Raw genomic sequence first — 11,145 nt, forward strand, 5'->3', positions numbered from 1 at the left:
GACTACGCCGACGGCATGTGCTCTTTTTCGTAATGCTCGTAGGCGGCGACGATGCGCTGCACCAACGGATGCCGAACCACGTCGCGCACGCCGAAAAAGGTAAAACTGATACCGTCCACATCCTTCAACACTTTCAACACATGTTTCAGACCGGACATTTTTTCGTTGGGCAAATCGATTTGCGTAACATCGCCGGTAATGACGGCAGTGGAACCGAAACCGATCCGGGTCAAAAACATCTTGATTTGTTCCACCGTCGTGTTTTGCGCCTCATCCAGAATAATAAACGAGTCGTTCAAGGTTCTACCGCGCATGAAGGCTAAGGGCGCCACTTCGATGACATTTTTTTCCAGCAATTTTTCGACGCGCTCGAAACCCAACATGTCGTATAGCGCATCGTACAAGGGCCGCAAATAGGGGTCGACTTTCTGCGCCATATCGCCTGGGAGGAAACCTAACTTCTCGCCCGCTTCCACCGCCGGCCGTACCAAAATAATCCGCCGCACGGTCTCGTTTTGCAACGCATCAACCGCACACGCGACCGCCAGATAGGTTTTACCGGTACCCGCGGGACCGACACCGAAATTAATGTCATGCGAAATGATCTTGCGCAAATAGTCCTGCTGATTAAAACCGCGACCCTTGATTACACCGCGCTTGGTTTTAATCGCCACCGGCTCCGATTTCACGCTCGGCGCAGCCTGTAGTAACTGGTCGATACTGGCATCCTGCAAACTCAAATGCACTTGCTCCGGAGTGATTTCTTCCCGCTCGGTCAATTCGAACAATTTCTGAATCACCGCGCAAGCCGCTTTGACCGCAGCATCGACACCCGTGACCTTGAAATGATTGCTGCGATTGGCGATCTCCACCTGTAAGCGTTGCTCGATTTGGCGGATATGCGCATCCAACTGTCCGCAAAAATTGGACAGGCGTTGCGCATCGGCGGGTAACAGGGTAATTTCTTGCGAAAAAAGGCTGGCGTTCAACACTAGGCGGTCTGCTGGATTTTTTCGATGGACGATTCCACCAGGCGACCCCGTAACGAATTGGGCAAGGCTTCGGCAATATACACGTCGACGAACTGCCCGATCAAGCGCGGATGCCCGGCAAAATTGACGGCGCGGTTATTTTCGGTCCGCCCGGTTAGATGCAACGGGTTTTTCTTGGAGATGCCCTCCACCAACACACTTTGCACGCTACCGATCATCGACTCCGAAATAGCCATGAACATTTCGTTCAGGCGGTCTTTCAAGCGTTTCAAGCGTTGCTCCTTAACAGCCATGCTGACATCGTCGGCAAAGTTGGCCGCCGGCGTGCCCGGTCTGGCACTGAAGATAAAACTGTAAGACAGGTCGTAACCGACTTCCTCGATCAAGGCCATGGTATCTTCAAAATCTTCTTCGGTTTCACCGGGAAAGCCGACGATAAAATCCGACGACAAACTGATGCCTGGCCGCACCGCTTTCATCTTGCGCATGATTTCCAGATAATCTTCGCGCCTATGACCACGCTTCATTTCCGCCAAAATGCGGTTGCTGCCGCTCTGCACGGGCAAATGCAAGTGATTGACCAGCTGCGGAATCTCGGCAAACGCTTCGATAATATCGTCAGTGAATTCTAAAGGATGCGATGTAGTGAAACGAATACGGTCTATACCATCGACAGCGGCAACGCAATGCAACAACAGCGCAAAACTAGCCACATCGCCGTCTTCCATCGCGCCGCGATAAGCATTAACGTTTTGGCCGAGCAGATTGATCTCGCGCACACCTTGTCTAGCCAGCGTTTCGATTTCAGCAATCACATCGTTCAGCGGCCGGCTGACTTCTTCACCGCGAGTGTACGGCACGACACAATAGGTACAGTACTTACTGCAACCTTCCATCACCGATACATAGGCCTTGGGGCCTTCCGCACGCGGTTCCGGTAAATTATCGAATTTTTCGATTTCGGGAAAAGAAATGTCGACTACATGCTTACCGCCACTACGTGCTTGGTTTAACAACTCAGGCAAGCGGTGCAGGGTTTGCGGACCAAACACAATGTCTACATACGGCGCGCGCTTTTGCAGGGCCGCACCTTCCTGGCTGGCTACGCAGCCACCAACACCAATAATCACACCGGGACGTTTATCTTTGATTTTTTTCCAGCGCCCCACGGCGGAAAATACCTTTTCCTGAGCTTTTTCGCGGATCGAACAAGTGTTTAGTAACAACACATCGGCTTGTTCCGGAATGTCGGTCAATTCCATGCCGTGCGATGCGATCAATACGTCCCGCATCTTATCGGAATCGTATTCGTTCATTTGACAGCCGTTAGTCTGTATATAAAGTTTTTGCGCCATGCTTGATGAGATACCTCAACTACTCTCACTAACAAAAAACCCCCGTCTCGCGACGGGGGCTCGTAATGGCCGGATTATAAACCCAATTTTCGGCAAATGCTTGTTTTATACGGCAATCCCCACTTGTAGGGCCTCGAACCAATCCAGAAAACGCTTCACATCATCGCCTTTGAACATCCGACCATGTTGCGGAGCCAGTATGTCGATATCCAACTTCCTGACTCGGTCAATCCAGGCTCGTTTAGCTTGATTAGAGGGCATCCAACGCTGATGGAAAAAACGCATTTTATCGACGTGCATATCGAAGTTGTCCACAAATACTGGCGTTCCAGGCGGCTCCAAGGCTGCACCGACATCGCCGGACATCAGGATTTTGGCGTGTGGATCATAAATATGGAAATTAGCGGAGGCATGCAGATAGTGAGCTGGAACAATCTGCAATTCGGTAGTACCGAGATTGATGACTCCGCCATGGTCGGGAATCGGTACATATTCGATAGTTTCGCAGCCGAAGTGCCTTAAAAAACCTTCCCATAATGCTGAGGCATGCAGCTTGGCATTGGGCAGCGCTTGATCCCATAAACCCAAAGATGAAATGATGTCTGGATCTTGATGCGAGGCGAACAAATCAGTAATTTCCTCGACCGGCGCATGGTGTAATACCGCCGCCAGCATTGGCGCAAACAGCTCTATGCCGCCGGGATCGATCAAAAGGCAGCGATTGGCCGTCCTTACCATATATTGGTTGGTATCAATGATTTTCTCGGGCTTATGCGCATCGCGGCCAAACATTATCCATTGATAGGCGCCCTCATAAATTTTGGTCATTCTCATGCTAACTGTACCTCTTGGCCATACTGGGTTTGATGGGTGCGCTATTCGGCGACGTTTATAATCGTCAATGCACTCCGGCATTTATGTACTTTGTCGTTGATTATTTGCGCGGCGTTATCGACGCTTTCAGCGACCGCTTGCAGACTTTGCAGATACTCTCCCGCTTGCGAAGCTTCTATCCGGGAGTTGGCAGCAATCACCCGAGCCGCCCTAGCCGGATGCATCACATCCGCCAACTTAATCAGTAATTCCGAAACCTGGATAATAAACTCTCGATGACAAATCTGCGTTCTTAACCTGACTTCCTGCAATGGGGTGGCTAAGGAATCGGCATATCTAGCGCCGACAGCCAACTGCCCCACTTTCTCGAAGCGTCTGCATGCTTCGGTCATGCGCTGTTCATTGACTGTCAGACGATAAAGATGGAATGCGTATTCGTTGATGTTATTGACCAATTCGATCGTATCCTTAGCCAATTCGTTTATGAAGTCCGTGATGGGTTGGAAGCCCTTGGCCTTTTCACCGGCGCGGAAAGCAATCGCTTTGGCATTGGCTGCCGCGAGAGAAATTTCCTTGGCCACTTCCATCACCGCGCTCAATTCGGCGGCTATGGAAGCCACGGCGACAAATTGGGACTTGGTTTGATTGACTTGCATACTGAAAGACCCTCAGATCGACGATAAATTTATTTATAGCTTAGCCGACAAATAAATCCCCGTGCTATTTGAGTTTCCAATAAATGCGCGTCAACCCCGGTTATTTAGGTCGATAATGAGTTGGATCGGTCACACCCAGATTTTGGAAACCGGCCGCCCGCAATCTGCAGGCATCGCACACACCGCAGGCTCTGCCTTTGATATCCGCTGAATAACAGGAAACGGTATCGGCATAATCGACGCCAAGCGCCAGACCTTGTCGAATAATTTCGGCTTTACTCAGTGCTATCAGCGGCGTGTGAATTTGAATTTTATGGCCCTCCACCCCGGCTTTGGTGCCCAGGTTGGCCATATCTTGAAAAGCTTTGATAAATTCCGGCCGACAATCGGGGTAACCGGAATAATCGACGGCATTCACGCCGATGAATACGTCGTGAGCGTTCACCACTTCCGCCCAACCCAGGGCAAATGCCAGGAATATAGTATTTCTGGCAGGCACATACGTTACTGGAATACCGGCTTGCGGTGAAGTCGGCACATCGATCCGAGCGTCTGTCAACGCGGAACCGCCTATTGCGCTCAAGCCGAGATTGATAATCTTATGGTCGGCGACCTGGTAATGCTTGGCAATCCTCCTCGACGCTTCCAATTCAGCATTGTGGCGCTGGCCGTAATCGAAACTCAGGGCGTAGCAAGTAAACCCTTGTTGCTTGGCAAGTGCCAAGACCGTTATAGAATCCAGACCGCCGGACAATAAAATGATGGCCGGCCTGGAACTGCTGCTATTTTCCACGCGCGTCGTTCCAAAGAAATTTATGTAATTGAATTTGAAACCGAACCTGCAGTTGGTCGGCCAAAATACGCTCTGCCAGCTCGGTCGGCGACATCACATCCATCACCGGTGAAAATAGTACTTGGCAATGTTCAACTAAGCGATACAACTCAAGTTGCTGCTTGGCCCATTGGTAATCGGCAGCATCGGCAATCAGGAATTTGACTTGATCGTGGGACGTTAAATACTGGATATTGTCATATCGATTGCGCTCAAGCTCTCCGGAACTCGGCGTCTTCAGATCCATGACTTTACTGACCCGACTATCAACCATCGATACATCTAAGGCACCGCTGGTTTCCAGCGAAACCTGGTAACCAGTATCGAGCAGTCTAACCATTAAAGGGTTGCAGCCCGGTTGCGCTAGAGGTTCGCCGCCGGTCACCGTCACATAGCGGGTGTTGTAACGGCTAACTTGCAGGAGAATGTCGTCGATGCTGAGTTTTTCGCCGCCAGTAAACGCATATGCGGTATCGCAATAGGAACAGCGCAAGGGACAGCCGGTCAAGCGAATAAATACGGTGGGTAACCCCACCGTATTCGCTTCACCCTGTAGTGAATAGAATATTTCGGTAATACGTAGCGTTTGCTCCATCCCAACGCCAATTTATTGCGGCATTTGCGCCAGCTTTTTTTCCGCCAAATGAGCGGCAGTGGTGCCTGGATAGCTGGTCGTCACCCGCGTCAGATAATCGCGAGCTTTTGCGGCGTTTTGCAGATCGAATTCGATATAACCCAATTTCAGCAAGGCATCCGGCACTTTAGAACTATTGGGATATTGGCTGACCACCTTATTGAACGCGCCTCGCGCCGCATCGAATTCCCGATTGATCTTATACGCCTCCGCCAACCAATACTGAGAATTGTCGGCAAACTCGCCGGCCGGAAAATCTTTCAGCAAATCCTGAAACATTTTGATGGCTTGGGCATTGTGGCCGTTACGCAAAGTGTCGTAAGCCGATTGATACCTTTCCTTTTCGTTGCCTTGTGCCGCCGTCGCGGTCGGCTTATTGTCCACTACCGACGCAACCGGAGCTGGTGTCGCAGCTGCAACTGGCGCCGGAGCTGGTGCGACCGGGGCCGCTGGCGTAGCGGGTTGAGCCGCTGTAACCGGCGATTGTCCAGCCGCAGCAGTATCTGCAGGAATTGGCGCAGGCGTTTGACTCGGCGGCGTTTGCCCGCCCGCGGTAAGCGCCTGCATCCGATCATCCAGATCGGAGTACATATTGCTTTGTTTTCTTTGCAAATCGGCGATGGTCTGGGATTGCTCCTCGACCATGCCGCGCAATTGCTGCACTTCCGACTGTAACTGCTCCAATCTACCCAACACTTCAAAAATAGCATTGTCAGTGGCGGCCGGCTGTGCATAAGCATTCCCAGCCGGGTAACCCGCACCGTTAGGCGCAGCATCAGCTCCGGCAGTTAAGCCAAAACCGAGACTCAGTATCAGAAGCGCACGCTTACTCATTGATAGCCAACTTCCACGCGGCGATTTTGTTGCCACGCCGACTCGTCATGACCGGAAACAGCGGGCTTTTCTTCACCGTAGCTCACCACTTCCAATTGGCCGGCAGTAACGCCTTGCGAGCGCATCATTCTTTCCACCGATTTGGCCCGTTGCTCGCCCAGTGCGATGTTGTATTCACTGGAACCACGCTCGTCGGCATGACCGGATAGAATCACGTGCTGGTTTGGGTGTGAAGCCAAATAACGGGCATGCGCCGCAACAACAGGTACGTAGTCTTGTTTGACTTGGCTGCTATCCAATTCAAAATAAATCACCTGTTTGGACAATGGATTGTTAGGGTCGCTAAATTCAGGACCCAGGTTCGCGCCGGAACCGGAGCCAAAGCTGCTGCCATTGCCTGAACCGAATTGGCTGCCGGACATGGAACCGTCATTGTAACCGCTGGTAGACGCATCGGTACCTTGGGTAGAATCGGCCAAACCTTCTTCTTCGGTTGAGCTACAGCCTGTTGTTACCAAAATCGCAGTCATGGCCAAAGCCAAATAGGTTTTGTTAAATCTCATCAATTTTCTCCAAATATTAAGTAAAACTCAGGTAGCGATAGTGTGAGGGCTATCGCGCTTGCAATCAAGGTGCCCAGGCCGGTTCACGGACCTCGCCACTCTCGAAGGCCAATTTCTGTTGCATCGCGCCATCGGTAGACACCACCGATAAGGCCGAGCGCCCGCCGCGATTCGCGGCAAACAAGACCATGCTGCCATTAGGCGCAAAACTGGGCGATTCGTCAAGATTACCCTCGGTTAGCACGTTCACAGTGCGCGAGGCCATGTCCATAACCGCAATCTTATAGCCACCGCCACTACCCGTTACCATCGCCAGGCTTCTGCCATCGGCGGAAAAACGGCCTCTGGCGTTATAGTCGCCTTGGAATGTAACCCGGCTAGCTTTACCCCCCGAAGCTGGCATCAAATAAAGCTGCGGTTTGCCGCCTTGATCAGACGTAAACAAGATAGAGCTGCCATCCGGCGACCAGGTCGGCTCGGTATCGATAGATAAACTGTTGGTCAAGCGCGTCAAAGAGCGGCTACCCAAGTTCAAAACGTAAATATCGGGACTGCCGTCCTTTGAAAGCGTAACCGCCAGACGACTACCGTCCGGTGAAAAAGCCGGCGCACCGTTGATGCCCGGATAAGAGGAAACGCTTTCACGTTGTCCCGTCGCCAAAGTCTGCACCCAGATTTCCGAACGTTTGGTGTGGAAGGATACATAAGCGATTTTGCTGCCGTCAGGAGACCAAGCCGGTGCCATGATTGGTTCCGGGGATTCGGCGATAGTCCGAGGGTTATAACCATCGGCATCGGCCACTTGTAGCATGAACTGCTTGCCGTTACCGCGGCGCACGCTGGTGACATAAGCAATCCGGGTATTGAATGCGCCTTTGCGGCCGGTCAGTTTTTCGTAAATCAGATCACTGATGTGATGCGCGGCACGACGCAATTCGTTAGCGCCGGCCGTCAAACGGTAACCCATCAATAACTGGCCGTTATGCACATTAAACAAATGAAACTGGATGTTGTAGCTGCCACCATTACCGACCACTTGGCCTATCGCCATATAGTCTTGGCCCAGTACTTGCCAATCCTTGAAATTAACCCGCTCGGGTTCGCTGGGCTTGGTCAGCATATCGTCCTCGGACAAGGTTTTGAAAAACCCGCTGCCACCCAAATCAGAACTGATCACATCGGACAATTTAACATTGCCGATAGAACCTTGTTGAGCAAACGGCACGATGGCGATAGGCACCGCAGTTTGCGAACCTTTGGTAATTTCTATGGTTAAACCGGCAGCCTGCGCCACTGTAAACATCCCAGCCAAAATGCCGCCGACTAACATTCTTGTGATTAACATCATTCTCTCGTTTCCGTTTTACTGATTATTCCGGTTTAAACACGAAGGTAAAAACTCTAAATTCCTGATTAAATAAATTTCTATCTTGCGGTACCGGCAAAGGCGAGGCTTTTCTCACTGCATTCTCCGCCGAACGGTCAAAAATCGGATCGCCGCTGCTACCAATTACCACAGCGTCCATCACATCACCACTAGCCAACAATTTTACCTGAATTGTGCATCTCAAGCCTTGCGTTGCGTTGATCGGCCGCGTCCAGGCGCCTTCGACTTTGCGCGCAATCATCTGTTTGGCAGAATCAACAGCCTGTTTATCCGATGCCGCTTTTGCCGCAGCCGCCGCGGCTGCTTCCGCAGCCTGCCGTTCTTTTTCCGCTTTTTCAGCCGCCGCTATCGCAGCTTGGCGCTCTTGTTCTGCTTTGGCTTTTGCCGCCGCTTCTGCAGCAAGTCTTTCTTTCTCAGCCTTCTCTGCCTTTTCCGCAGCCAGTTTGGCCTGACGTTCTTTTTCAGCCTTGGCTTTGGCTTCCGCTTCGGCAGCCATGCGTTCTTTTTCGGCTTTTTCCGCCGCTATTTTGGCTTGGCGTTCTTTCTCCGCTTTCTCGGCAGCGAGTTGTTTATCTTTTTCCGCTTTGGCCCTGGCCTCAGCCTCGGCGGCTTGCTTGGCTTTTTCCGCATTAAGCGCAGCCTGTTTTTCTTTTTCGGCTTTAGCTTTTTCGTCAGCTAACTGCTTTTCCTTTTCCGCTTTGGCCTTGGCTTCCGCTTGTTTTGCTTGTTCTTGGCGCTTGGCCTCCTCGATCTTTTGCTCCTGCAGCTTTTTTTGCTGCTCCAGAGCTTTTTGTTCCTGCAACTTCTTTTCCTGCTCCAGCTTTTTGATTTCGGCTTCCTGCTGTTTCTCGCGCGCTTCCTCCGCCAGTTTTTGTTCCTTCAACTTGGCTTCGCGTTCCATTTCCTGTTGTTTTTGCTTTTCCAGCAATTTCTGTTTCTCTACTTCCCTTTGTTTTTCCGCCAACTCCTTCTGTTTTTCCAGTTCGGCTTGCTTCTGCTTTTCCGCTGCTTCCTTTTGTTTGTCCAGTTCGGCCTGTTTCTGCTTTTCCGCGGCTTCCTTGGCTTTTTTCTGTTCGAGAGCTTGCCGTTCCTTGGCCTCCTCTAACTTTTTTTCCTCTTCCTTACGCTTCGCAGCGAGCTGTTCCTGCATCTTCTTTTCTTCTAATGCTTCCTGCTTGCGCTTTTCGGCGGCTTCCTGAATTTTTTGCTCTTCAAGCACACGTTGCTTTTTAGCTTGCTGCAACAACCGCTCTTCGGCTTTTCTGGCGTTTTCCAGTTGCTCTTGATGCTGTTTCTCGGCTTGCTGCTTGTTTGTTTCGTTCTGCTTTAAGCGCTCGGCTTCCGCATCGATTTCCGCGCCGTCCAGTACAGTCGCTTCAATAATGTCCGCGGGCGGCGACATTTGCGCGTCGTCAGTCTCGGTGAGAAAACTGAAACTGAACAACAACACAATCAGAATATGTAGCGCTATCGCCTGCGCGAGCGAAGGTTTAAAACTTTTCATGGTGGTGATTATTTGCTGTCAGGCGGCGGCGCGGTCATCAAGCCCACTTTGGGGGCGCCGGTTTTCTTCAGTTCCACCATCACTTTGACGATGCTACCGTAATCCACTTCATGGTCGCCACGCACGTAGAGCTGGGCTTTGGGATTATTTCTGAAAACCGCCGCGACTCTGGTTTTAACCGTATCGACATCGACAGGCGTATCGGCTTCTTCATCGCCGTTGCCAATATCGACGTATAAACTGCCGTCCTTTTTGATGGAAACGATCACCGGCACCTGATCTTGTAAATCCACAGACTCAGCCTCGGCTTGCGGCAACTCGACATCGACACCGGTTTGCACCAGCGGCGCGGTAATCATGAATATCATCAACAGCACGAAGGTAACGTCGATATAGGGTACGACGTTGATTTCGGCCATTACCCCGCGTTTTTTTCGCGATCTGCGATTGCTGCCGCCCACATTCATTTGCTGTGCGCCTGTCTTTGTAGTAATACCACGAACTCGTCGACGAATAACTCGTAACGGCCGGCCAAGCGATCCAAACGGGTAGAGAAGCGGTTATAGGCAATTACCGCTGGAATCGCCGCGAACAAACCAATCGCGGTGGCAATTAACGCTTCTGAAATACCTGGAGCGACATTCGCCAAGGTAGCATTTTTAATTTCGCCCAAAGCGCGGAACGAGTTCATGATGCCCCAGACAGTGCCAAACAAACCGATATACGGACTGGTCGAACCGACTGTCGCCAAAAACGGCAAAGTCTCGTCCAACCTATCCAACTCGCGGGACAATTCGATACGCATGGCCCGTTGCGCACTTTCGACCTGGACAGAGGGTTCGACATCGCCTTTCTGGCGCATCCGTGCGAACTCGCGGTAGCCGGCTAGAAAGATTTTTTCGATACCTTCCGGCTCGAACCGGTCGCTGGACATCTTTTTATACAACTCGGCCAAACCGACGCCAGACCAAAACTCCTCTTCGAAATCGTCGGTAATGGCTATGGCCTGTTTCAATTCTTTCCGTTTGGAGAAGATGAAGGTCCAGGACGCAACCGATGCCGATAACAGAATGAACATAACAAACTGCACGACGATACTGGCTTCTTTGACCAGCGTCAGGATGGATAAATCGGTATTCATTAGTTTAAATGTTCCAAAATAGCAGAGGGAATAAGTTTGGGCTTCATGCTTTGCGCATCAAGACAGGCAATCCGGATTTCACCCGTGCATAAAGTATCTTGTTGCCGAGTGATCGCTTGTTCAAAGGTAAAATTAGTTTTTTTGTACTCTATAACTTTTGCACTAACGTCCAACAGTTCGTTGAAGCGGGCAGGTTTTAAATAGTCTACTTTCACGGAACGGACTACAAAAATCAGATTTTGTTCAGCTAGAAGATTATCCTGCTCAAAACCTACACTACGCAGCATTTCGGTTCTGGCCCGTTCAAAAAACTTCAAATAATTCGCGTAAAACACTACACCGCCCGCATCGGTATCTTCGTAATATACTCGTACCGGCCAGTTAAATTCTTTCATTCGTCTCTTAACGAATTA

13 protein-coding genes are annotated in these 11,145 nt (G+C 50.9%); all 13 read right to left on the reverse strand.

Translation table 11 applies throughout. From position 1 onward, the window contains the following. Positions 1 to 2: 2 nt before the first annotated feature. The 13 genes from JL719_RS19445 to ybgC all read right to left on the reverse strand — a co-directional run bounded on the left by JL719_RS19445 (position 3) and on the right by ybgC (position 11,127). A complete protein-coding gene (locus JL719_RS19445; protein ID WP_033158340.1) occupies positions 3 to 992 on the reverse strand; it encodes a PhoH family protein in 990 nt (329 codons plus the stop codon). Beyond that, the gene (gene miaB / locus JL719_RS19450) at positions 992 to 2,347 is read right to left on the reverse strand and encodes a tRNA (N6-isopentenyl adenosine(37)-C2)-methylthiotransferase MiaB (protein WP_051670296.1); all 1,356 of its coding nucleotides are present in this window, start codon (positions 2,345 to 2,347) and stop codon (positions 992 to 994) included. Before miaB ends, JL719_RS19445 begins: the two co-directional genes overlap by 1 nt. A 105-nt stretch (positions 2,348 to 2,452) precedes the next feature. Next, a complete protein-coding gene (locus JL719_RS19455; RefSeq protein WP_033158339.1) occupies positions 2,453 to 3,181 on the reverse strand; it encodes an oxygen-binding di-iron domain-containing protein in 729 nt (242 codons plus the stop codon). A 41-nt stretch (positions 3,182 to 3,222) separates the two neighbouring features. Then, positions 3,223 to 3,837 (reverse strand): hypothetical protein, encoded by a 615-nt coding sequence (locus JL719_RS19460; RefSeq protein ID WP_033158338.1) that lies wholly within the window; start codon positions 3,835 to 3,837, stop codon positions 3,223 to 3,225. A 100-nt stretch (positions 3,838 to 3,937) separates the two neighbouring features. Beyond that, on the reverse strand, positions 3,938 to 4,630 hold the full coding sequence (queC, locus tag JL719_RS19465) for a 7-cyano-7-deazaguanine synthase QueC (protein ID WP_033158337.1): 693 nt from the start codon (positions 4,628 to 4,630) through the stop codon (positions 3,938 to 3,940). After that, positions 4,620 to 5,264: a 7-carboxy-7-deazaguanine synthase QueE gene (queE, locus tag JL719_RS19470; protein WP_033158336.1), complete on the reverse strand. Its 645-nt coding sequence runs from the start codon at positions 5,262 to 5,264 to the stop codon at positions 4,620 to 4,622. Before queE ends, queC begins: the two co-directional genes overlap by 11 nt. 12 nt (positions 5,265 to 5,276) lie before the next feature. Further along, on the reverse strand, positions 5,277 to 6,137 hold the full coding sequence (ybgF, locus tag JL719_RS19475) for a tol-pal system protein YbgF (RefSeq protein WP_033158335.1): 861 nt from the start codon (positions 6,135 to 6,137) through the stop codon (positions 5,277 to 5,279). Continuing rightward, complete coding sequence (pal, locus tag JL719_RS19480; RefSeq protein ID WP_033158334.1) at positions 6,134 to 6,700, reverse strand: peptidoglycan-associated lipoprotein Pal; 567 nt, start codon at positions 6,698 to 6,700, stop codon at positions 6,134 to 6,136. Before pal ends, ybgF begins: the two co-directional genes overlap by 4 nt. Before the next feature lie 64 nt (positions 6,701 to 6,764). Beyond that, positions 6,765 to 8,030 carry a Tol-Pal system beta propeller repeat protein TolB gene (tolB, locus tag JL719_RS19485; RefSeq protein WP_225893123.1) on the reverse strand — a complete coding sequence of 422 codons (1,266 nt, stop codon included), beginning with the start codon at positions 8,028 to 8,030 and terminating at the stop codon, positions 6,765 to 6,767. 40 nt (positions 8,031 to 8,070) lie between these two features. Then, positions 8,071 to 9,591 carry a cell envelope integrity protein TolA gene (tolA, locus tag JL719_RS19490; RefSeq protein ID WP_033158333.1) on the reverse strand — a complete coding sequence of 507 codons (1,521 nt, stop codon included), beginning with the start codon at positions 9,589 to 9,591 and terminating at the stop codon, positions 8,071 to 8,073. A gap of 8 nt (positions 9,592 to 9,599) precedes the next feature. Next, positions 9,600 to 10,010: a protein TolR gene (tolR, locus tag JL719_RS19495; RefSeq protein ID WP_225587463.1), complete on the reverse strand. Its 411-nt coding sequence runs from the start codon at positions 10,008 to 10,010 to the stop codon at positions 9,600 to 9,602. A 44-nt stretch (positions 10,011 to 10,054) separates the two neighbouring features. Continuing rightward, the gene (tolQ, locus tag JL719_RS19500) at positions 10,055 to 10,732 is read right to left on the reverse strand and encodes a protein TolQ (RefSeq protein ID WP_020483188.1); all 678 of its coding nucleotides are present in this window, start codon (positions 10,730 to 10,732) and stop codon (positions 10,055 to 10,057) included. After that, a complete protein-coding gene (ybgC, locus tag JL719_RS19505; protein ID WP_033158331.1) occupies positions 10,732 to 11,127 on the reverse strand; it encodes a tol-pal system-associated acyl-CoA thioesterase in 396 nt (131 codons plus the stop codon). The genes tolQ and ybgC overlap by 1 nt, the downstream gene beginning before the upstream one ends. Between the last annotated feature and the right edge of the window lie 18 nt (positions 11,128 to 11,145).

This window comes from Methylomonas sp. LW13 (genome assembly GCF_016865255.1).
Lineage (GTDB): Bacteria > Pseudomonadota > Gammaproteobacteria > Methylococcales > Methylomonadaceae > Methylomonas.